Below are 19,332 nucleotides of genomic sequence, written 5' to 3' on the forward strand. Positions count from 1 at the left end.
GTCCTCGTCGGCGGACGACCTCGCCCGCGCCGCCGGACGTGCTGAGGCCATGAAGCCGGGCCGGATGCGCGGACTGCTGTCGCGAGTGCGTGGAGCCGGCAGCGGTGGTGCGGCGGTCGCGGCTGGTGGCGCGGCCGTCGGATTGCTCGGCGTGGTGGCGGGCGGGGCCGTCCTCAGCACCGTGGCGGGGCCCCTGTTGGAGCAGGCCGCGAACATCGGCGTCGACTTCGGCGCGATGGCGGAGGGCATCGACGTCGAGTCCCTGGCCGCCGGCATCGACGTCGAGTCGCTCACGGGAGGAGCCGGTGAGCTCCTGGGTTCGGCCGGCGAGACCGTGTCGGGGCTGGGCGATGCGGCGAGCGGGTGGGGCGAGCAACTCGGCAATCTCGGCATCCCCGGTATCGGCGACATCTTCGGGCGCTGATCGCGGATGGTCCTCACTGCTGCCGCCGATCACGGCTTCACCGGGCTCACCGGATTCGCGGCCGACGTCCTCACCGCACTCGGGGATATCGGGGTGGGCGTGCTGGTCTTCCTCGAAGTCCTGGTGCCCCCGATCCCGAGCGAGGTCATCCTGCCGTTCGCGGGGTATCTCAGCCAGAGCGGTGCCCTGAACCTGGGGTGGTTGATCTTCTGGAGCACTCTCGCGTCCCTGCTGGGTGCGCTGCTGCTGTACGGGCTCGGTGCCGCGATCGGCATGGATCGGGCCGTGCGCATGCTGGCGGCCACTCGGCTGGTGAGCCGGTCCGACCTCGAGCGGGGAGGGGACTGGTTCGTGCGCAGCGGCGGTTGGACCGTGCTGGTCGGGCGGATGGTCCCCGGCGTCCGCAGCCTCATCTCGATCCCCGCGGGCGCATCCCGCATGAACCTCGTGACGTTCAGCATCTACACGGTCATCGGCAGCGGCCTCTGGAACACGCTCCTGTTGGGCGTCGGCGCAGCGCTGGGCACGCAGCACGAGCAGTTGGAGCAGTATCTCGGCTACCTCGACTACGTCGTGTACTCGGCGATCGCGATCGCACTCGTCGTCCTGATCGTGCGGAGGATCCGTGAGGCCTCGGGCGAGAAGAAGCAAACCGTCGACGTCGCAGACTGAGAGGGCGGGGGCCGAACCCCGGTGTGCCCCCGCTGGGACTCGAACCCAGACTGAAGCGATTTTAAGTCGCCTGCCTCTGCCATTGGGCTACGGGGGCCTCGCCGCCAGCCTATCGCCGTGCCCGCATGCGACGCGGTGCCGCAGGGGGTGATCCCGAGTCCGATGAGGCCTTAGGGTGGGGGAGTGCTCGACCTCATCGACGAACTGAGCCCCGTCCATGGTGCGCCCGCGGTCGCCCCCGAGTGGGAGGACCCGGCCCGCTACTGGCCGCGCCTGTCCGCCGCGACCGGTCATCTCCCCGCCCCGGTTGCGGTGATCGACCGGGAGGCACTCCGCTACAACGCCATGGACCTTCTGGTGCGGGCCGGCGGGCTGCCGATCCGTGTCGCCTCGAAGTCGGTGCGCGTGCGCTCCGTGCTCGATGCCGTGCTCGCGCTGCCCGGGTTCCACGGCATCCTCGCCTTCACGCTGGAGGAAGCGCTCTGGCTCGCCGAGACTCACGAAGACATCATGCTCGGCTATCCGACCGTGGATCGCCGGGGACTGGAGCGGCTGTTCGCCGATGAGCAGGCCGCGCAGCGCATCACCCTGATGGTCGACGACCTCGTGCATCTCGATCTGATCGACAGCGTCGCCGGCCCGGGGTCGCGCCCCGAACTCCGCGTCGCGATCGACGTCGACGCCTCCTGGCGCTCGTCGCTCCTCGGCCACATCGGCGTGCGTCGTTCGGCGCTCTTCAGCGCCGGAGAGGTGGCGGCATTCGCTCGCAAGGTTGTCGCGCGGCCAGGATTCCGACTCGTCGGACTGCAGATGTACGACGCGCAGATCGCGGGCCAGGGCGACGACGCCGGCCCCGATGCGCCGTTGATCCGGATGGTGCAGGCGCGCTCGCGGAATGAACTGCGGGAACGCCGGGCAGCCATCGTCTCCGCCGTCGGCGCGATCGCTCCGCTGGAGATCCTCAACGGCGGTGGCACCGGATCGCTCGAGTTCACCGGAAGCGACGAGTCCCTCACCGAGGCGAGTGCGGGGAGCGGGCTCCTGGGCGGCCATCTGTTCGACGGGTACCGTTCGTTCCGACCTGCTCCAGCCTCGGCGTTCGCGTTCGACGTGGTGCGGCGGCCGGCCGTCGACATCGCCACCGTGCTCGGCGGAGGCTGGATCGCCTCCGGACCCGCAGTCGGGTCCCGTCAGCCGCGTGCCGTGTGGCCGGAGGGGCTCCACACGCTCTCCCGGGAAGCGGCCGGAGAAGTGCAGACACCGCTCCAGGGTCCGACGGCCACGTCGCTGGGTGTGGGGGACCGGGTCTGGTTCCGCCATGCCAAGAGCGGCGAACCGGCCGAGCGCATCGAGAGTTACCACCTGGTCTCGGGCGACGAGATCATCGACGAGCTGCCGACCTACCGCGGCGAGGGAAAGGCCTTCCTGTGACGAGAATCGGCGGCACCTGGCAGAACTGGGGCCGCTCGGCCTCGGTCAGACCCGTGCGTGTGGAGCGTCCGCGCAGCCCGGAGGGGGTGCAGCGCGCGGTGATCGCCGCAGTCAAGCACGGGCTGCCGGTGAAAGCCGTCGGCGCCGGTCACAGCTTCACGGGCATCGCGGTGGCCCCGGGCGTCCTGCTCGAGCTCGACGACCTGCAGGGCCTCGTCTCCGCGGACGCCGCCACCGGGCGCGTGACGTTGCTCGCCGGCACTCGGCTGCACCGCATCCCGGCTCTGCTCGCGCCCTACGGGCTCGCGATGGAGAATCTCGGCGACATCGATCGGCAGTCGATCGCCGGTGCGATATCGACGGGCACGCACGGAACGGGAGCCGGGTACGGCGGCATCGCGACCCAGGTGGTCGGTGTCACGATGGTCACGGCGGCCGGCGAGTTCCTCCGCATCGACGAGGAGCACGAGAGCGAGCTCCTGCCCGCCGTGGCGCTGGGCCTCGGCGCGCTCGGCATCATCGTCGAGGTGACTCTCCAGTGCGTGCCCGCGTTCGTCATGCACGCGATCGACGAGCCGGTGGCCCTGGACGAGGTGCTGGCCAGCCTCGACGAGCGCGTCGCTGCAGCCGATCACTTCGAGTTCTACTGGTTCCCTCACACCGATGTGGCCCTGACCAAGCGCCAGACGCGCATGCCGGAGGCGACGGTCCGCAAGCCGCTCCCGCCGGTCGGGCGATGGGTCGATGAGACCCTGCTCTCGAACGGCGTGTATCGCGTGGTGTGCGCGGCGGGCCAGGTCATCCCCGCGATCACTCCCCCCTTCAGCCGGCTCGCCGTCAAGCTCACGGGCGATCGCGAATACACCGAGCTGTCGCACCGGGTGCTCATCCAGAGCAGGACCGTGAGATTCCGCGAGATGGAGTACGCGATCCCCGCCGAGAACGCCGTGGCCGCCTTCCAGGCGGTCCGGGCGCTCATCGACCGACGAGGGTGGCGGATCGAGTTCCCGATCGAGGTGCGGTTCGCGGCCGCCGACGACCGCTGGCTGTCGACGGCCCATGGGCGTGCCAGCGCCTATATCGCCGTGCACCGGTACTGGCGAGCCGACCCCACGGAGTACTTCGGTGCCGTCGAAGAGATCATGCACGAATACGGGGGACGCCCGCACTGGGGCAAGCTCCACACGCTGACCGCGGAGACGCTCCGGGAGCGGTACCCGCGGTTCGACGATTTCGTCACGCTGCGCGATCGCCTCGACCCCGAACGTCGATTCGCCAACCGCTATCTCGAACGGGTCCTCGGCAGCTGATCGGTCTGCGGTCGTCGCCGGGCATGCCCAGTCCACGTGCAGGCTGCGCGTCTAGGATGAGAGAAACACGAGGAAGGGTGGGCCTCTGATGGAATGGCTCGTGCCGGTACTGATCGTTGTCGGAGTGATCCTGCTCGTCGGCATCTATCTGTGGGCCACGTACAACTCGCTGGTGCAGCTGAACGTCCGCGTCGATGAGGCGTGGAGCGGAATCACGGTGCAGCTGAAGCGACGAGCCGACCTCATCCCCAACCTGATCGAGACGGTCAAGGGATATGCCTCCCATGAGAAGGCCGTCTTCGAGAACGTGACTCGCGCGCGTGCCGAGACGCTGTCGGCGGGAGGCCCCGGGGAAGCAGGCATCGCCGAGGGACACCTGCAACAGGCTCTGCGCAGCTTGTTCGCGGTCGCCGAGGCGTACCCGCAGCTGCAGGCGAGCACGAACTTCCTCCAGGTGCAGCAGGCACTGGTCGACACCGAGGACAAGATCCAGGCCGCACGCCGTTTCTACAACGGCGGTGTGCGCGAGCTCAACACCAAGATCAAGGTGTTCCCGAACAACCTGTTCGCGAAGGGCTTGGGCTTCTCCGAGCGGGAGTTCTTCGAGGTCGCCGACAGCAGCGCCATCTCCGAGCCACCGCGCGTGCAGTTCTGATGACCTCCGCCTGACCAGACCCCTCTCACCACGGTGAGAGCACGAGACCGTCGGCGGTGAATGAGACATCGCCGCGCAGGCTCCAGGAGTCGGTGCGATACGTGGTGGTGCGAGGTTCGCCGTTCTGGCCGGTCCCGGTGACGGTGGCCACGAGAACTCCACCCTCCGCTGTGAAACCGGCTGGGGACAGCGTGATGGTCGGTGACTCGTCGATCCGATAGCGGATGCCGGTCACCTCGCGGAACTCCGTCCCCCAGGGGATTCGGATTCCGCAGCCCTCCGCCTCCGTGGTGGCTGGGGCGGTACAGGTCTCGAGGAGCTCGTCGAGACTGTCCTGTGCGGCAGCAGTCGCTTCCGGGCGCACGGCGACATCGACCGTCGCCGTGGTCTTCGCGCCGGGCAGCACCGACACCGAGCTCTCGCCGTCGAGCAGCGTCGTCGGCGCGACAGCCACGGTGTAGGTCGCAGGCAGCAGCGGAATACCCTTCCCTGCCGGAATGGTCGCGTCGCCGATCGCCACGTCGGAGCCGATGCTCGATTCGATGGTCAGGCTGCCCAGACCCGCGGAGTCGACGATCCAACGGTCCTCCACGGCGCCGAGGCTCAGTTGCGCCTCCTGCGACGCGCCGTCGAGGCGGAAGGAGATGTCGACGACGGCGGATGCTCCGTCGGCGTCTTCACGGACGCGCGTGACCTTGGCATCCTCGATCAGTGAGGTCGCGGCGTCGAACGCGTCGAGGGCGGTCGTCGAGACCTTCATCCCGGTGGCTGCCACAGCATCGGGGTCGCCGGATTCCAGGGCGTGCAGGTAGTCGAGTGCCGCCTCCTCGGGAGTGGACGAATGGGCTGTCGACTGCCAGATCCACAGGCCCGCGGCGGCCAGGACGAGTCCAGCGGCACCGCCGATGAGCCACCAGCGCGCCCTTCTCACGTCCGGTTCTCCCGCGCATGCAGATGACGGCCCACGGCACGGCTGTTCGCCAGCGCTGCATGCAGGGCATCGGTGGCGTCGCCCCAGCCGGAGACCGAGACGTTCTCCAGACCCTGCCACTCCGCCGCGAGGGTGAGCTCTGCCGCGATCGGTTCCGCATCGCCGGGGCGCGCCTGCGGTTCCCACCAGGCGGACTGGACCTGCAGCGTCGACGTCGCGCGGTCGGCCTTGAGGTCGACCCGCGCCACGATGCGGTCGCCGACGAGGACGGGCAAGGAGTAATAGCCGTACCGACGCTTCTCCGCCGGCACATAGATCTCGATGCGGTAGTCGAGTTCGAACGCGCGGAGTGCTCGATCGCGGAACCACACGACGGGGTCGAACGGGGTCAGGATCGCGGCCGCATCGATTCCCCGGGGAAGCACCGCGTCGCGATGCCGCCAGGCCGCGAGCGGACGCCCGCCACGTTCCCAGCCGCGCACCTGCACCGGCCGCAACTCGCCCGCATCGGCGAGGTCGGCGATCGAGCGGGCGACGGCCGCCCGGTCGCGGATCCGGTAGTAGTCTGCGAGGTCGGACTGCGTCGCGACACCGCTCGAACGGGCCGCGCGACGCGTCAGCTCGAGAATCGCATCGCCGCGGGAGACCTCCTCCGAGCGGATGCCGTCGGGGATCACATGCTCGGCCAGCGCATACGTGCGCTCGAAACCGCGGCGCCCGCTGATCGCGACGTCGCCGACACGCCACAGGTGTTCGAGGGCGAGCTTCACATCGTCCCAGTCCCACCACGTTCCCCGCTCTCGGGGTGCATCGGCGCGGAGGTCGGCCGGCCGCAGCGGCCCACGCGCGCGCAACTCGTCCTGCACCCACTGCACTGTGCGCGCGTTGCTGCTCATCCATGAGTCGTCGCCAGCCCACCGCCGACGGAAGTCCTCCATGCGGAACCGCCACAGCGGCCAGTCCTGGATCGGGATGAAGGTCGCCTCGTGCGCGAGGTACTCCACGTAGTGGGTCGTGCGGGAGAGGAAGACGCGGTCGAGGAGAGCGGGTTCATATGCGCCGAGCCGCGAGAACAGCGGCAGGTAGTGGGACCGGGCGAACACGTTGACCGAATCGATCTGGAGCACCCCGAGCCGGTCCATGACCCGGTGCACGTGCCGGCCCGTGACCGATGCGGGGCGGGTGCGGGTGAAGCCCTGAGCAGCCAGAGCGATGCGGCGTGCCTGGGTGGAGCTGAGGGTGTCGGTCACACGGCCAGGCTATCTCCGACCGCCGACATGCCACCCTCGGAGGAAAGATGCGTCCGACGGCATACGGCATGACCGTAGACTTGGGCGATGAGCGAGGACCAGCGACCCCGGCTGCGAGATCTGTTCCGTCCGCGCCCGGTCTCCACCGACCGCACCGTGACGACCGAGGCCGACGAGGCGGTGCCCCTGCCCCTGCGGATAACGGCGGGATATGCCTGGCGGCTGCTCCTGATCGCCGCCGCGATCGGCGTCTTCATCTGGCTGGTGATGCTGCTCAAGCTCCTGGTCATCCCGCTGATGGTGGGCATCCTCATCACGGCGTTGCTGTGGCCGGCGTTCTCGTGGATGCTGCGACGTGGTCTTCCGCGCTGGCTGGCGATCGCTCTCTCGCTGATCGGCACGGCCGCCATCGTCACCGGATTGATGTGGCTCGTCGTCTGGCAGGTGCGGGCTCAGCTTCCCGACGTGCAGGCGCGCTCGACCGAAGCGTTCGATCAGTTCCAGGTGTGGCTGCACGACGGTCCGCTGAACCTCTCGGACACGCAGATCGCCGACTACCTCCAGCAGGGTCTGGATCTCATCAGCGAGCAGGCGCAGGTCCTCTGGACGGGCGCGCTCGCCATCGGCACGACGGTCGGTCATGTCGCCACGGGCGCCCTGCTCGCGCTGTTCATCCTCATCTGCCTGCTGGCCGATGGTGCGGGGATCTGGCGCTGGACCCTCAAGATCTTCCCGCGTCGCGCCCGCCCGGCCGTCGATGGTGCCGCGCGCAACGGCTGGACCACGATCGTGAACTACGCGCGCACCCAGCTCTTCGTGGCCACCATCGACGCGATCGGCATCGGCCTCGGGGCGTTCCTCCTCCAGGTGCCCCTCGCGCTCCCGGTCGCCGTGCTCGTCTTCCTCGGCTCGTTCATCCCGATCGTGGGTGCGGTGGTGACCGGTGCCGTCGCCGTGTTCCTCGCGCTCGTGTACAACGGTCCGTGGATCGCGCTCTGGATGCTCGTGGTGGTCCTCGCCGTCCAGCAGATCGAGGGGCATATCCTGCAGCCGATCATGATGGGTTCTGCGGTCAAGGTGCACCCGCTCGCCGTCGTCCTCGTGGTGGCGGGTGGCGCGATGATCGCCGGCATCCCCGGCGCCCTCTTCGCTGTGCCGCTGGCGGCCTTCGTCAATGTCGCCGCGGTGACCATCAGCTCGGGCTCCTGGCGAACCGGCGTCGGGCCGAGCGGAGACCTTATCTGGAGCACAGTTCCGCGCGAGCGGAGACGGAGGAATCGATGAGCGCAGTCCCCAGCCTGACCGAGTTCGAGCACGCCGCTCAGAGTCTGGCTGAGGTGATCTCGCACACGCCGACGCTGCCCTCGCGAGCCCTCTCCGACATCCTCGGAGCCCCCGTCCTGCTGAAGATGGAGAATCTCCAGCGCACCGGGTCGTTCAAGATCCGCGGGGCGGCGTACCGGCTGTCGAAGCTGAGCGCCGAGGAGCGCTCGCGCGGCGTGGTCGCGGCGTCCGCGGGAAACCATGCGCAGGGAGTGGCGCTCGCCGCGCAGGAGCTCGGCATCCCCGCCACCATCTTCATGCCGTTGGGCGTTCCCGTGCCGAAGCTGCTCGCCACGCGTGGCTACGGAGCGGAGGTCGTGCTGGAGGGCGAGACGGTGGCGACATCGCTGCGTCTCGCCGCCGAGTTCTCGGAGCGCACGGGGGCGGTGCTGATCCACCCGTTCGATCACCGCGACGTGGTGATCGGGCAGGGAACGCTCGGTCTCGAGCTTCTCGAAGATGCACCCGACGTCGACACCGTCGTGCTCGGCATCGGCGGGGGAGGTCTCATCGCCGGCGTCGCCGCGGCGGTGAAGGCACGCGCCGCCGAGCTCGGGCGCACGGTCCGCATCATCGGCGTGCAGGCCGAGAACGCGGCAGCGGTCCCGCCCTCGCTCGAGGCCGGAGAGCCCGTCGACATCGTGACGCGACCGACCATCGCCGACGGCATCCTGGTCGCTCGCCCGGGCGCCGTCCCCTTCGACATCATCAAAGAGCTCGTCGACGAAGTCGTCACCGTCTCCGACGACGACCTGGCGAGGGCCATTCTCATCCTGCTCGAGCAGTCGAAGGTCGTGGTGGAGCCCGCCGGTGCGGCCGGTGTGGCGGCGATCCTGGCCGGCAAGGTGTCGGCCACGGGGACCACGATGGCCGTGTTGTCAGGCGGGAACATCGATCCGCTCCTGCTGCAGCGCGTGGTCTCCCACGGACTCGCCGCCTCCGGTCGCTACCTCACGATCCGCATCCCTCTGCCCGACCGTCCCGGCCAGCTGGCCCGCGTGTCGGAGCTCATCGCCGAGGCCGGTGCGAACGTGATCGAGGCGATGCATACCCGCCACGGCCACGGCCTCCAGATCAGCGAGGTCATCCTCGAGCTCAGCGTCGAGACGCGTGGACCCGAGCACTCGGAGCACACGCTCGACACGCTGCGCCGCGCCGGCTTCGAGCCCATCCTCGTCCCCGATTGAGCACACCGATCGATCACGCAGAGCGCCCCCGCGTCCGACAGGATGCGGGGGCGCTTCTGACAGGATGCTCAGCCCGTGTAGGTCTCGACGTTCACGATCTCGACGCTGATCGAGCGCCCGTTGGGAGCCTCGTAGGAGGACTTCTCGCCGACCTTCAGGCCGAGGATGGCCTGGCCGAGGGGGCTGGCTTCGCTGTACACGTCGAGGTCGCTGCCGGCCGCGATCTCACGGCTGCCGAGGAGGAAGACCTCTTCACCGCCCGCGACGAGGGCGGTGACCACGGTGCCGGGCTCGACGATCCCGCGGCTGGCAGGAGCCTCGCCGACCTTGGCGGTCTTCAGCAGGCCTTCGAGAGTGCGGATGCGCGCCTCCTGCTTGCCCTGCTCGTCCTTGGCGGCGTGGTATCCGCCGTTCTCCTTGAGATCGCCCTCTTCGCGGGCCGCCTCGATGCGCTTGGCGATCTCGTCGCGGCCGAAGGTGGACAGGTGCTCCAGCTCGGCGACGAGCCGGTCATACGCTTCCTGCGTGAGGAAGGGAACCTGAGCATCGGTGGACATGACGAAGCTCCTTCTTTCGGGATCCCTCCGGCATGCTGCAGGGGGATATGCCAAGACGCCCCGGCACGGTGCCGGGGCGTCGTCTTGTCTGGCACGAGTCTAAGCGACCCAGCAGGCGTTCACCAAACCTGTGGTGGCCGCCGAGACGGTCGGAATGGTGACGGAGCGGGCCTGGGAGTGGCTGTCTCCGGCCTCGATCTCGACGATCTTCCAACCCACCACGCCGAACTCCTCGTCGAGTGCCTCGACGGCGCACACGACATCCTTGCCCTGCACGCCGGTCACCTGGAAGCTGATGTTCACGGAGTGCTCGTCGACGAGTTCGAAGCCCAGGTCGTCCGCGTCGACGGACGCCATCGACTGGGCGACGGTCATCCAGCTGAACGCGCCCACGATCAACAGCGCGATCACGCCACCGATGATCCACGGCGTCCGGCGTCGTCGGGTTCGGCCATAGCGTTCGTCGAGCTCTTGTGCGGTCGTCACAGGTGGGTCTTCCGGTCGTTAGGCTGGTGTTACCAGGTTATGCGACCTGCGTACGAAAGGCCGATTCATGTTCTCTCTGTCCGAGACCCCGATGCCGACGCCGAGCATGACCGTCGATCCGGTGTCGGTCACCCCGGGGTTCGTCGGCTTCGCCGCGATCGTCGTGGTCGTGATCGCGGTGATCCTGCTGATCTGGGACATGAACCGTCGCATCCGCCGGGTCCGGTACCGCGAAGAGGTGCGTGACGAGCTGGACGCCGAAGAAGCGGCGCGGGCCGAGGGCGGTGCCGCTGCACCCGGAGCGAACGAATCCACAGCCGACGGCACGACCTCAGCGGAGGGCGAAGGCGACACGCCCGCTCGCTGATCGACCGTCACGGTGCGCCCAGCGAAGGCGACAGCGGTGACAGCGCGATGAGCAGGCACGCGGTCCAGTGGCACAGGAACGCGAGCACCGTGCACACGTGGAAGATCTCGTGGAACCCGAAGTGCCCCGGCCAGGGGTTCGGCTTCTTGAGCGCGTAGACGACGGCGCCCCCCGTGTAGAGAAGGCCTCCCACGATCACCAGCACCATCATCGCGAAGTTCGCGTTCATGAGGTCGACGATGTACATCACGGCTGCCCAGCCGAGCAGCAGGTACAGGGCGACATAGAGCCAGCGGGGCGCGTGGATCCAGAAGACCCGGAAAAGGATGCCGACGAGGGTTCCGCCCCACACCAGGCAGAGGAGCAGTACGCCCTTCGAGGGCGGGAGCGCCAGAACCGCCAGGGGAGTGTAGGTACCGGCGATCAGCAGCAGGATGTTGGCGTGGTCGATGCGCTTGAGCAGCACCTTCACCTTCGGCCGCCAGTCGATGCGGTGGTAGAGCGCCGAGTTGCCGAAGAGTAGCAGCGAGGTGAGCATGAACACGGCGGAGGCCCACTTCGCCGGGGCGCCGTCGGCCACGACGATGAGGACGATGCCCGCGATCAGAGCCACCGGGAACGTGCCGGCGTGGATCCATCCGCGCCAGGTCGGTTTGACCTCGGTCGCCGCATCCACGGCGGCCGCTTCGAGCAGGGGCAGCTGGGGGACATCGGGGCCGGAGGGCTCGGGAGTGCTCACGTGCTCACTCTAAGCCGACGCGCATACCCCACAGGGCACATATCCCCAGCGTGCACACACGATGCCGCACGCCTCGGCACGGTAGCGTAGGGAGGTGATGTCACGCGAGAGCCCGGGGCGAGGGCCGCTGTATCGGCTCTACACCAGCCGGCTGCGTCGCCACCTCGATCCGAGCAGGGTGCCGCATCACGTCGCCATGATGATCGACGGCAACCGTCGCTGGGCGCGTCAGCTCGGACTGGACACGCCCGCAGAGGGCCACCGGGCGGGCGCCGCCAAGATGCGCGAGTTCCTCGGCTGGTGCGACGAGCTCGGTGTGCGCGTGGTGTCGCTGTATCTGCTCTCGAGCGACAACCTGCGAAAGCGCGATTCCGCGGAGCTCGCCGACCTCATAGAGATCATCGCCGAACTCGCCGAGGCTCTGTCGCGTGAAGGCAACTGGCGGGTCAAGCACGTCGGCCGATCCGACATCCTCCCGGCCGAACTCGCGCGCGTGCTCTCCGACGCCGAGAAGCGCACGAAGGATCACACCGGATTGCACGTGAATCTCGCCGTCGGCTACGGCGGACGCAATGAGATCGTCGACGCGGTGCGGAGCATCATCACGAAGCACGAGGCATCCGGCGGGACGCTGGAAGACCTCGCCGCCCATCTCACGCCCGAGATGATCGGCGAGCACCTCTACACCGGCGGTCAGCCCGACCCCGACCTGGTGATCCGCACGAGTGGGGAGCAGCGGCTGAGCGACTTCCTGTTGTGGCAGAGCGCGCACAGCGAGTTCTACTTCGTCGAGGCGCTGGGCCCTGATCTCCGACAGGTGGACTTCCTCCGTGCGATCCGCGACTACGCCGATCGGGACCGACGCTTCGGGCGCTGAACGGGTGTCGGGAGGCCGGGGACCAGGGACCTGTGAGCCGTGCCACAATGACGCAGTGAGCACTTTCCAGGACTATGTCGACACGTTCGACACCGAGTCCGGCTATCTGAACTGGGCGGCCTTCGGTCCGCTGTCGCCGTCCGTCCGTGAAGAGGTCTTCGCCGACGCCGATCTGCTCGGCAGCGGGCGGCCGTCATCGCTCTCCCTGGTCGCCGAGCGCATCGGTCAGGCCCAGGAGCTCGTCGCCGAGCTGTTGGACGCGGAGGCCGACGATGTCACGTTGCAGCCGTCGTCGACCCACGGGCTCATGCACGCGCTGTTCGGTCTCTCCGGTGACGTGGTCGCGAGCACCGCCGAATTCCCGAGCGTGAGTCTGACCCTGGAACGCGCATCCACGGCATCGGATCGAACGGTTGCACCGCGCTGGATCACACCCGACGACGGGCGGGTGACACCCGACACCGTGATCGAGGCCCTCGATGACGAGGTGGTCGCTCTGGCGGTGAGCCACGTCGACTTCCGCACCGGATTCCGCGTCGATCTCGCGGCGCTTCGCGAGGCGATCGGGCCCGACCGCCTGCTCATCGTCGACGCCGTCCAGTCGTTCGGTGTGATCGACGCCGACTACTCCGCTGCCGACGTGGTGGTCGGACACGGCTACAAGTGGTTGCGCGCGGGTCGTGGCAGCGCCTTCGCGTGGTTCTCGCCCCGCGCACGGGAGCGCATCACCCCCGTGTTGTCCGGTATCACCGGCACGACGGCTGCGGGGCTTTTCGTCGACGAACTGCCCGCGCCGGCGCCGTCGGCCCGCGCCTTCACCGTGAGCCAGCCCGACACGCTCGCGGCCGGCCGACTCGCGATCGGCGTCCGTGACGTGCGTGATGCCGGCGTCGTCTCGATTGAGGAGCGGCTCGCCCAGAACGTCGACACCGTGATCGAGATCGCCGACCGCCACGGCATCGAGGTGAGCTCCCCGCGCGAGCGCGGCCAGCGTGCGGGCATCGTCGCGCTCGCTCCGGAGGAGCCCGCGCGACTCGCCGCGGCACTCGCCAACGCCGGAGTGGTCGTCACGGCACGGGGTGCCTCGGTGCGGATCGCGCCGCACGCGGGCACCGACGCCGCGACATTCGAGCTCCTCGACGATGCTCTGCGGGCGTTCGGCAACGAGACGTTCATCAGCGCGTAACGAATCATTGGCGTGTCGAATTCGGGTTAATCACCCGCACGGTCGTACGTTCTAGGCATCGGGCAAGGCGCCCGTTCGAGTCGGCCTCAGGTTGACGACTCGTGACCCCCTGGTCGACTCGTTCGAATAGCCGGGATTCCCCGGGTCGGGAGTGGGTCGTGACCACACGTACAGCGCAGCAGGCCACCAGCACCGCGCAGCAGTCCACCCGTAAGACGTCGAGCCGGGCATCGTCCGCCGATCCGGATCAGGATCTGCGCACGTATGTCCTCGACACCTCTGTCCTGCTGAGCGATCCGCAGGCGTTCTTCCGTTTCGCGGAGCACTCGGTCGTCCTTCCCGTCGTCGTGATCACGGAACTCGAGGGCAAACGCCACGACCCGGAGATCGGCTACTTCGCGCGGCAGGCCCTGCGCCACCTCGACGATCTGCGCATCGAGCATGGACGGCTCGACTTCCCGGTGGAGGTCGGCGAGGGTGGCACGCTCCGCGTCGAGCTCGCGAACACCGACTCCTCCGTGCTCCCCGCCGGCATCCGCCTCAGCGACAACGACACGCGCATCCTCTCGGTCGCCATGCACCTCGCGCAGGACGGGCAGGACGTCACGATCGTCTCGAAGGACCTGCCGATGCGCGTCAAGGCCGCCTCTCTCGGCCTGCGCGCTGAGGAGTATCTGGCCGAGCAGGCGGTGGACTCCGGGTGGACCGGCATCTCGACGCTCGACCTCTCCGGCGATGACATCAGCGACCTCTACGAGAGCGAGGTCGGCATCAGCGAGCAGGCACGCGGTCTCCCGGTGAACACCGGACTGATCATCCACTCCGAGCGCGGTTCCGCGCTCGGCCGGGTCACGGGCGACGGCGAGTACCGACTGGTACGAGGAGACCGCGACATCTTCGGTATGCACGGCCGCTCTGCCGAGCAGCGCGTCGCGATCGACCTGCTGCTCGATCAGGAGGTCGGCATCGTCTCCCTCGGCGGACGTGCCGGTACCGGCAAGTCGGCGCTCGCGCTCTGCGCCGGGCTCGAAGCGGTGCTGGAGCGGCAGCAGCAGAAGAAGATCATCGTGTTCCGGCCGTTGTTCGCTGTCGGCGGGCAGGAGCTCGGCTACCTTCCCGGCGACCAGGGCGAGAAGATGGGGCCCTGGGGTCAGGCGGTGTTCGACACGCTGGGCTCGGTGGTGTCGGGAAACGTGATCGAGGAGGTCATCGAGCGCGGACTGCTCGAAGTGCTCCCGCTGACCCACATCCGCGGCCGCTCCCTCCACGACGCGTTCGTGATCGTCGACGAAGCCCAGTCGCTCGAGCGCAACGTGCTGCTGACGGTGCTGAGTCGGATGGGCCAGAATTCCCGAGTGATCCTCACCCACGACGTCGGTCAGCGCGACAACCTCCGGGTCGGACGTCACGACGGAATCGCCAGCGTGATCGAGACGCTGAAGGGGCACGACCTCTTCGGGCACGTGACTCTGACGCGCTCCGAGCGTTCGGCCATCGCCGCCCTCGTCACCGAGCTCTTGGAGGGTGGAGAGCTCAGCTGACGACGGAAACAGTGGATGCCGCGAGGAAGAGTCCTCGCGGCATCCGCTGTCTCGCGCTATGGGTCAGCCCGGGTGCGTCATCGACAGCAGGTCGAGTTTCTCGTCGAGCTGCTCCAGGGTGAGGTCGCCGCGCTCCACGTAGCCGAGGTCGATCACGGCGTCGCGCACCGTGATGCCCTTGGCGACCGAGTGCTTGGCGATCTTCGCTGCGGCTTCGTAGCCGATGAGCTTGTTCAGCGGGGTCACGATCGACGGGCTCATGCCCGCGAAGGCAGCGGCACGCTCGACGTTGGCCTGCAGGCCGTCGATCGTCTTGTCCGCGAGCACGCGCGAGGCGTTCGACAGCAGACGGATCGACTCGAGCACGGCCGTGCCCATGACGGGGATGGCGACGTTGAGCTCGAAGGATCCGGATGCGCCGGCCCAGGCGACGGTCGCGTCGTTGCCGATCACACGCGCGCACACCATCAGCACGGCTTCGGGCACGACCGGGTTGACCTTGCCGGGCATGATCGAGGATCCGGGCTGCAGGTCGGGGATGTGCAGCTCTCCGAGACCCGTGTTGGGGCCGGAGCCCATCCAGCGCAGGTCGTTGTTGATCTTGGTCAGCGAGACCGCGATCGTGCGCAGGGCGCCGGAGGCCTCGACGAGACCGTCGCGGTTGGCCTGCGCCTCGAAGTGGTCCTTGGCCTCGGTGATCGGCAGTTCGGTCTCGGCTGCCAGCAGCGCGATGACCTTCTGCGGGAAGCCGAGCGGGGTGTTGATGCCGGTGCCGACTGCGGTGCCGCCGAGCGGGACCTCGGCGACGCGGGGGAGGGCCGACTGCACGCGCTCGATGCCGAGGCGGATCTGGCGGGCGTAACCGCCGAACTCCTGGCCGAGCGTGACGGGCGTCGCGTCCATGAGGTGCGTGCGACCGGACTTGACCGCGTCCTTCCACAGCTCCGCCTTTGCCTCGAGGGCGACGGCAAGGTGGTCGAGCGCGGGGATGAGAGTGTCGATGAGGGCCTGGGTGACCGCGATGTGCACCGAGGTCGGGAACACGTCGTTGGACGACTGCGAGGCGTTCACGTGGTCGTTGGGGTGAACCGTCGCGCCGAGGATGCGTGTCGCGAGCGTCGCCAGCACCTCGTTCATGTTCATGTTCGACGAGGTACCGGATCCGGTCTGGTACGTGTCGACCGGGAACTCTCCGTCATGGGCGCCGGACGCCACCTGATCGGCGGCCTGGGCGATGGCGTCGGCGATGGCGCCGTCGAGGGTGCCGAGCTCCTTGTTGGCGAGCGCCGCGGCCTTCTTGATGCGGGCGAGGGCGGCGATCTGCGTCGACTCCAGTCCCTTGCCCGAGATCGGGAAGTTCTCCACGGCGCGCTGGGTCTGCGCTCCGTAGAGCGCGTTCACGGGCACCCGCACCTCACCCATGGTGTCGTGCTCGATGCGGTAGTCCTGCTCGGTCATTCCGAACCCTCCTCGGTTGCGGGGTCAGTTCCCTCGGTGGTGACGCCGTCGGCGTCGATTCCGACCGTGATCACGGGCACCGCGGTGCCCTCGGCCAGACGGTAGTTGGCGCCGACGATGCCCAGGCGGCCCGCGGAGACGGCGTCGCTGATGATCTCGGACGACTGCAGCAGGTCGCTCACCGTGTTGCGCAGGTGTTCGATGCCGACGAGCTCCGAGTCGATCTCGGCGACGGTGGTTCCGCCGTTCTCGGCCAGCACCTTCCGCGCCGCGGGGACGATCGGGGCGATCAGCTTCCAGATGTGCGGCGGCAGGGGAGCGGCGTCGATCGCGGTGCCGTCGATCGCTGCGCGCACGGCGCCGCAGGAGTCATGGGCGAGAACGACGATCAGGGGCACTTCGAGCACCGCGACGGCGTATTCGAGGCTCGCGACGATCGACTCGCCGATCACCTGTCCGGCGTTGCGCACCACGAACAGGTCGCCGAGGCCGAGGTCGAAGATGATCTCGGCGGCGAGACGCGAGTCCGAGCAGCCGAAGAGCGTCGCGACCGGGTGCTGGGCCGCTGTCAGATCCTTGCGGCGGGCGACGTCCTGGTTCGGGTGCCGAGGCTCGTCCTGCACGAAGCGGCGGTTGCCGTCCTGCATCTGCTTCCAGGCGGCGGTGGGGGTCAGCGGGTGCGTCATGAAGCCTCCGAGATGGTGCGGATCTGCGGAATGAGCGACTCGGCGAGCTCAGCGGTCGAATCCGCCGACCGCGATCCGTAGAGCAGGATGTAGTCGTCGCCGGCCTGGGTGCCGATGGCATAGGTGACGTTCGCGTTGGATTCGGCGCTGCCCGGCTTGTAGACGTCCCAGTCGAGTCCGCCGATGCGCACCGTGTCGGTGGGGGCGATGCCGTTCAGGCGCTGCGGTGCCCAGGAGGAATCGGCGTCGAACGCCTGGGCGACCTTGATGAAACCACGTTCCTTGTCGGACTTGGGAGCGAGGGTGACCTCCCACACCACGGTGGCTCCACCCTGCATCTCTGCACCGTTCGCACGCCAGAAGTCGCCGAGCTCGGGGATGAGGACAGGGCGGTCCATCGAGGACTCCACACCTTCGGCGACGGCGGCGACGTCGAGGGGCTTCTGCTCGACGGGGGCGCCGCGAGGCACGGCGAAGATGATGACGGCGACCACGGCGAGAGTGACCAGCAGCGCGGCGACGAGGTTGCGCACCGTCTGGCTCGATCGGTAGGCCTTGCTGGATGCGGCCTTGCGCGCGGCGGTCTCGTCCGGAGTCTCGGGGCGGCCGAGTTCGGCGATGATCGGGGGCTGCTTGCTCATGAGTCTCCCGCCGGGCTCTCGGCGTCCGATGCCGCGGCACGGGCGGCATCCAGGCGGCGCTTGGCCCCCAGCAGCCACTCCTCGCAGCGGGCGGCGAGAGCCTCACCGCGTTCCCAGAGAGCGAGGGAGTGTTCGAGCGTCGGGGAACCCTGCTCGAGTTCGGCCACGACCTTGACCAGCTCGTCACGGGCCGCCTCGAACGACAGCGTGTCCACAGGGGTGTCGTTCAGGGCGCTCACTCCTCCATCTTACGTCGTGTGCCGCGGGTGCTCGGATCAGGCGTCTTCCGCGATCTCACCCTCGGAGCGGGCGCTCAACGAGCCCCGATCGAGCGTGATCGTGAGCGCGCTCCCGGCTGGCGCGTCGGCGGCGTCACGCAGGATCACGCCGCCGTCGAGGTGGGCGATGGCATAGCCCCGGGCCAGCGTCGCCGCGGGGGAGAGCGCACGCAGCGACGCGCGGAGCTCGCCGGTGCGGCGGCCGGCGTCGTCGAGCTGTCGGTTCACGGCGTCTCGTCCGCGTCCGAGCAGCAGCCAGATCTCCTGGGCCCGTGCGTCGATGATCGGCGCGGGCGAACGCAGCACGGGGCGCGAGCGCAATTGCTCCAGCTGCGCGATGTCGTGGGTGAGTCGCTGCGTCAGCCGCGTGGTGGCGCGGGACCGCAGCTGGGCGATGAGCGCACGCTGTTCGCCGACGTCGGGCACGACGCGTTTCGCGGCGTCGGTCGGGGTCGAGGCGCGCAGATCGGCCACGTCGTCGAGCAGCGGGTGGTCGTTCTCGTGCCCGATCGCACTCACCACCGGGGTGGAGACCGCGGCGACCGCTCGCAGCAGCTTCTCGTCGCTGAAGCCGAGCAGCGTCTGCGGGTCGCCGCCGCCGCGGGCGATGATGATCACGTCGACCTCGGGGTCGGCGTCGAGTCGAGCGAGGGCCGCGAGCGTGTCGGGAACGCAGCGGTCGCCCTGCACAGCGGCGTACTCGGTGCGGAAGCGCACCTGCGGCCAGCGCAGCTCGGCATTGCGATGGACATCCTTCTCGGCGTCGGACCGCTCACCGGTGATCAGACCGATCACGTGCGGGAGGAAGGGCAGGCGTCTCTTCCTGGCCGGGTCGAACAGCCCCTCCTGCCGCAGCTGCACGCGGAGCTTCTCGAGCCGCTCGAGCTGGTCGCCGAGCCCGACGTGCTTCATCGCGGAGACCGCGAAGCTGAAGTCGCCGGCCTTGACGAAGTAGTCGGCCTTCACTGCGGCGACGACGTGATCACCGACGCCGATGTCGGACGGGATGCGTCCGCGCACGCTCGACCACACCCGGATGGAGATCTGCGCATCGGAGCGGGTGTCCTTCAGCCGCGCGAACACGTTGCCGGCGCGGACGTTCCAGGAGGTGATCTCGCCCTCGACCCAGACGGTGTTCCACCGGGCGATGAAGTCGCGGATGGTCGCATTCAGACGCGTGACCGAGGTGGGGGCGTCAGCGGTCGAGTCGCGGGGTGCGACGGAATCGGCCGGAGGGGTCTCGCCCTGGCCCGTCGTCGCTTCGAAGACTGTCATCCGCTCCCGTTCCGTGCCCCTGAACCTCCCCGGCCGCGCACAGCTGTGCGACGGTAGA

The 19,332-nt window shown here is 68.7% G+C and carries 20 protein-coding genes, 1 tRNA gene and 1 pseudogene; 11 read left to right on the top strand and 11 right to left on the bottom strand.

The features are described 5' to 3' along the window. Window positions 1-424: pseudogene (locus tag B2869_RS13885) on the top strand (hypothetical protein); the annotation flags it as partial. A 6-nt stretch (window positions 425-430) separates the two neighbouring features. Next, window positions 431-1,096, top strand: coding sequence for a DedA family protein (locus B2869_RS13890; RefSeq protein ID WP_292767755.1), 666 nt, complete (start codon window positions 431-433; stop codon window positions 1,094-1,096). A gap of 24 nt (window positions 1,097-1,120) precedes the next feature. Here B2869_RS13890 and B2869_RS13895 read toward each other — a convergent pair. Continuing rightward, window positions 1,121-1,193 (bottom strand) — tRNA-Leu (locus tag B2869_RS13895). 86 nt (window positions 1,194-1,279) lie between these two features. Here B2869_RS13895 and B2869_RS13900 point away from each other — a divergent pair. From B2869_RS13900 to B2869_RS13910, 3 genes are all read left to right on the top strand, one after another. Then, the gene (locus tag B2869_RS13900) at window positions 1,280-2,527 is read left to right on the top strand and encodes an alanine racemase (RefSeq protein WP_292767758.1); all 1,248 of its coding nucleotides are present in this window, start codon (window positions 1,280-1,282) and stop codon (window positions 2,525-2,527) included. Continuing rightward, window positions 2,524-3,837 carry a D-arabinono-1,4-lactone oxidase gene (locus tag B2869_RS13905; protein WP_292767761.1) on the top strand — a complete coding sequence of 438 codons (1,314 nt, stop codon included), beginning with the start codon at window positions 2,524-2,526 and terminating at the stop codon, window positions 3,835-3,837. The genes B2869_RS13900 and B2869_RS13905 overlap by 4 nt, the downstream gene beginning before the upstream one ends. Before the next feature lie 88 nt (window positions 3,838-3,925). Then, complete coding sequence (locus tag B2869_RS13910) at window positions 3,926-4,492, top strand: LemA family protein (RefSeq protein WP_021199536.1); 567 nt, start codon at window positions 3,926-3,928, stop codon at window positions 4,490-4,492. 25 nt (window positions 4,493-4,517) lie between these two features. Here B2869_RS13910 and B2869_RS13915 read toward each other — a convergent pair whose 3' ends face one another. Together B2869_RS13915 and B2869_RS13920 are read right to left on the bottom strand one after the other, a co-directional pair. Continuing rightward, on the bottom strand, window positions 4,518-5,423 hold the full coding sequence (locus B2869_RS13915) for a hypothetical protein (RefSeq protein ID WP_292767768.1): 906 nt from the start codon (window positions 5,421-5,423) through the stop codon (window positions 4,518-4,520). Continuing rightward, entirely contained in the window at window positions 5,420-6,673 is a 1,254-nt protein-coding gene (locus B2869_RS13920; protein ID WP_292767771.1) for a winged helix-turn-helix domain-containing protein, read from the bottom strand. The genes B2869_RS13915 and B2869_RS13920 overlap by 4 nt, the downstream gene beginning before the upstream one ends. Window positions 6,674-6,760: 87 nt before the next feature. Between B2869_RS13920 and B2869_RS13925 the strand changes: the two genes are divergently transcribed. Together B2869_RS13925 and ilvA are read left to right on the top strand one after the other, a co-directional pair. Then, window positions 6,761-7,957, top strand: a complete 1,197-nt coding sequence (locus B2869_RS13925) for an AI-2E family transporter (protein WP_021199539.1) — start codon at window positions 6,761-6,763, stop codon at window positions 7,955-7,957. After that, entirely contained in the window at window positions 7,954-9,183 is a 1,230-nt protein-coding gene (ilvA, locus tag B2869_RS13930; RefSeq protein ID WP_029266649.1) for a threonine ammonia-lyase, read from the top strand. Before B2869_RS13925 ends, ilvA begins: the two co-directional genes overlap by 4 nt. Window positions 9,184-9,251: 68 nt before the next feature. On the opposite strand, the gene greA is transcribed toward ilvA, so the two are convergent. Together greA and B2869_RS13940 are read right to left on the bottom strand one after the other, a co-directional pair. Beyond that, window positions 9,252-9,740, bottom strand: a complete 489-nt coding sequence (greA, locus tag B2869_RS13935; protein ID WP_021199541.1) for a transcription elongation factor GreA — start codon at window positions 9,738-9,740, stop codon at window positions 9,252-9,254. Between the two features lie 99 nt (window positions 9,741-9,839). Further along, window positions 9,840-10,226 carry a DUF4307 domain-containing protein gene (locus B2869_RS13940; RefSeq protein ID WP_021199542.1) on the bottom strand — a complete coding sequence of 129 codons (387 nt, stop codon included), beginning with the start codon at window positions 10,224-10,226 and terminating at the stop codon, window positions 9,840-9,842. 67 nt (window positions 10,227-10,293) lie between these two features. Between B2869_RS13940 and B2869_RS13945 the strand changes: the two genes are divergently transcribed. Further along, window positions 10,294-10,593, top strand: a complete 300-nt coding sequence (locus B2869_RS13945) for a hypothetical protein (protein ID WP_021199543.1) — start codon at window positions 10,294-10,296, stop codon at window positions 10,591-10,593. A gap of 7 nt (window positions 10,594-10,600) precedes the next feature. On the opposite strand, the gene trhA is transcribed toward B2869_RS13945, so the two are convergent. Further along, window positions 10,601-11,332 carry a PAQR family membrane homeostasis protein TrhA gene (gene trhA / locus B2869_RS13950; RefSeq protein ID WP_292767777.1) on the bottom strand — a complete coding sequence of 244 codons (732 nt, stop codon included), beginning with the start codon at window positions 11,330-11,332 and terminating at the stop codon, window positions 10,601-10,603. Between the two features lie 97 nt (window positions 11,333-11,429). Here trhA and B2869_RS13955 point away from each other — a divergent pair, with 97 nt between their 5' ends. From B2869_RS13955 to B2869_RS13965, 3 genes are all read left to right on the top strand, one after another. Next, a complete protein-coding gene (locus B2869_RS13955; RefSeq protein ID WP_029266653.1) occupies window positions 11,430-12,209 on the top strand; it encodes an isoprenyl transferase in 780 nt (259 codons plus the stop codon). A 55-nt stretch (window positions 12,210-12,264) separates the two neighbouring features. Beyond that, window positions 12,265-13,395 (top strand): aminotransferase class V-fold PLP-dependent enzyme, encoded by a 1,131-nt coding sequence (locus B2869_RS13960; protein ID WP_292767780.1) that lies wholly within the window; start codon window positions 12,265-12,267, stop codon window positions 13,393-13,395. A gap of 158 nt (window positions 13,396-13,553) precedes the next feature. Beyond that, complete coding sequence (locus B2869_RS13965; protein ID WP_373695383.1) at window positions 13,554-14,936, top strand: PhoH family protein; 1,383 nt, start codon at window positions 13,554-13,556, stop codon at window positions 14,934-14,936. Window positions 14,937-14,999: 63 nt separating this feature from the next. Here B2869_RS13965 and B2869_RS13970 read toward each other — a convergent pair whose 3' ends face one another. The 5 genes from B2869_RS13970 to xseA are packed head-to-tail and all read right to left on the bottom strand — an operon-like array spanning window position 15,000 to window position 19,274. Next, the gene (locus tag B2869_RS13970) at window positions 15,000-16,394 is read right to left on the bottom strand and encodes a class II fumarate hydratase (RefSeq protein ID WP_021199548.1); all 1,395 of its coding nucleotides are present in this window, start codon (window positions 16,392-16,394) and stop codon (window positions 15,000-15,002) included. Continuing rightward, complete coding sequence (locus B2869_RS13975) at window positions 16,391-17,080, bottom strand: carbonic anhydrase (protein WP_029266660.1); 690 nt, start codon at window positions 17,078-17,080, stop codon at window positions 16,391-16,393. Before B2869_RS13975 ends, B2869_RS13970 begins: the two co-directional genes overlap by 4 nt. After that, complete coding sequence (locus tag B2869_RS13980; RefSeq protein ID WP_021199550.1) at window positions 17,077-17,721, bottom strand: DUF4245 family protein; 645 nt, start codon at window positions 17,719-17,721, stop codon at window positions 17,077-17,079. The genes B2869_RS13975 and B2869_RS13980 overlap by 4 nt, the downstream gene beginning before the upstream one ends. Then, complete coding sequence (locus tag B2869_RS13985; RefSeq protein WP_292767786.1) at window positions 17,718-17,960, bottom strand: exodeoxyribonuclease VII small subunit; 243 nt, start codon at window positions 17,958-17,960, stop codon at window positions 17,718-17,720. Before B2869_RS13985 ends, B2869_RS13980 begins: the two co-directional genes overlap by 4 nt. 36 nt (window positions 17,961-17,996) lie before the next feature. Beyond that, window positions 17,997-19,274 carry an exodeoxyribonuclease VII large subunit gene (xseA, locus tag B2869_RS13990; protein ID WP_292767789.1) on the bottom strand — a complete coding sequence of 426 codons (1,278 nt, stop codon included), beginning with the start codon at window positions 19,272-19,274 and terminating at the stop codon, window positions 17,997-17,999. Between the last annotated feature and the right edge of the window lie 58 nt (window positions 19,275-19,332).

It is taken from the genome of Microbacterium sp. UBA3486, assembly GCF_002377845.1.
Classification (GTDB): Bacteria; Actinomycetota; Actinomycetes; order Actinomycetales; family Microbacteriaceae; genus Microbacterium; species Microbacterium maritypicum_A.